Source organism: Lederbergia sp. NSJ-179, from assembly GCF_022867885.1.
In the GTDB taxonomy this organism is placed as follows: Bacteria; Bacillota; Bacilli; order Bacillales; family Bacillaceae_C; genus Lederbergia.
Genome location: NZ_JALIFP010000088.1, coordinates 1 through 2,034, shown reverse-complemented (window position 1 = coordinate 2,034; position 2,034 = coordinate 1). Strand labels below are relative to the sequence as shown.

Sequence of the window (2,034 nt, the reverse complement as noted above, 5' to 3'; positions counted from 1 at the left end):
ATAAAAAATGGAATGGTCATTTTCTGAGAGCCTTAACCAAATGGTTGTCTCCTGAAGAACTAGAAAAAGCAATTTTTATAGCAGATAGTGCTTTTGTCACGAAAGATAATTTGAAAGAACTGAATAGATTATGGTAACGATTTAAGAAGTAGTTCAGATATAACAATATGGGAAAATGGAAAGTATGTGAAATTTGTTGTCCATGATCAGGAAGAACCCAAAAAAGAAACAACTTATTACAGATTAAAAGATGATGAACTTGTGAATGGAATACAGTCATCCAGATATTAATTTTGATTCTTTTGAAGAACAAGAACCAGATTATATAGAGGAACAAGGAAAAATAATTAAGGAGTAAAAGCAATTCTTGAGAAAGGAGTAGTTATATTGATAGATTCTAATAAAGCAGCTGAATTTGCGTACAGACAAGGTTTGTATTTAGATGAAAGTCCTAATGCTTTGCAACTCATAACAAAATTGGTAGGTATACAAAGTCAAACAAAAAATTTACTCGCTTTTTCAGCGAGAGCAAGAAATGTTGAGGTGGATTCTAACACTCTAAATAAGATGTTTACTAACAAATTGTTAGAAAGGATATGGACTGTAAGAGGAACTATGCATACGATAAATTCTAATGATTGGTCTTTATTTCAAAAAGCATTTGATACAGAATGGGAGAATAGATGGAGCAAGTTTATTTACAAGCATATCACTAGTGAACAAAAAGAGATGTTAGAAAAATGGATTATGAACAAAGTTTCTAATGGTCCAATTACCAGAAATAGATTAATGGAGGAAGCTATTTCTTCCTTTGGAGATCTTTCTTGGGTAAGATATGCTTTCTCATCTTGGGGAGGTCTACTAAAATCTCTATGCTACCAAAATTATTTATGCTTCAATCCTGATGGGGAAAAAAACGAATTTGTTTTAAGAAAAGATGTTGGAATGTATCAACAATTAAAGTTGTCTGCTGATGATGCATTATTCGAACTATTTAAACGCTATATAAATTTATATAGTCCAGCTAATTATAAAGATTTTGTACATTGGAGTGGGACCACTGTGAAAAGGTTGAAACAAATACTAAATAAAAAAAGTATACATTTACCCAACACGAAGATTCCGAATACTATCACACAAATTAACATCCTACCTAGATTTGATCCTTATTTACTTGCACATAAAGATAAATTTTATATACAACATGAACACTATCCATATGTTTTTAAACAAGCAGGAAATATAGAAGCTGTTATTCTAAAGGATGGCATTGTGATCGGTACTTGGAAGCAAGAAAAAGGTTTATTAAAAGAAAATAAGCTATTTACTTGCTATGAAGAGGATTCTTTAGAAGCGAAAATCGAGGAAGAGTTCATTCGAATGAAGCTCATTAATAGAAGCAAAAACTAGAGAATTCTCATTCTTTTTATGAGTAAAAATAGGACGAAATTTTAGATTATCCGCATAAACACTGAACATATTTAACCTTTTCAAGGACTAAATAAGCTAATTTACCACTAATTTACTACTTTTGAAAGGGCTTTGATACGACGAATTATCCTTGCAAAGAGAAGAAACAAAGATACTTCCAATAAGGATTGAATATGATACCATTAAAGTAGGAATTTAAAATAGGAGCAGTGGTAATGAAAAAAAGAAAATATTTAGGAATTGGTACCTCACTTGGATTAATCTTTGGTGCTTGTATAGGGATTCTTATAGGTATAATTATGAGCAATGGTAATTTTTTGTTTAGTCTACCTATAGGAGCAGGATTTGGAATGTTGATAGGAATTGTTGTTGGCTCTATTTTAGATCAATCAAAAATGAGAGGATATTAAGTTCCAATTTGTTACTGATACTTTAAACAGACCAAGATTGACAATCTATAATGTCCCCTCAATTGACAGTTTTGTTGACCGTAATAACGAAAATGAAAAGAAGGAATAATGACTAGCTAAGCTATCCCTTCTTGTTTTTGATAAATATTTTACTAGGTATAGTCGTACTAAAGCTACCGCGCTATCGCTTGGT

At 31.2% G+C, this 2,034-nt stretch carries 2 protein-coding genes; both read left to right on the top strand.

Annotated elements, in window-relative coordinates; all coding sequences use genetic code 11:
• The first annotated feature begins 387 nt into the window (after positions 1-387).
• On the top strand, positions 388-1,410 hold the full coding sequence (locus tag MUB24_RS22895) for a DNA glycosylase AlkZ-like family protein (protein ID WP_244708039.1): 1,023 nt from the start codon (positions 388-390) through the stop codon (positions 1,408-1,410).
• A 236-nt stretch (positions 1,411-1,646) separates the two neighbouring features.
• On the top strand, positions 1,647-1,841 hold the full coding sequence (locus MUB24_RS22890; RefSeq protein WP_244708037.1) for a glycine zipper domain-containing protein: 195 nt from the start codon (positions 1,647-1,649) through the stop codon (positions 1,839-1,841).
• Positions 1,842-2,034 lie beyond the last annotated feature (193 nt).

What these genes read in the sequence shown, in the direction of transcription:
- MUB24_RS22890 (WP_244708037.1), top strand. Translation starts at nt 1,647, where the DNA reads ATGAAAAAAAGAAAATATTTAGGAATTGGTACCTCACTTGGATTAATC.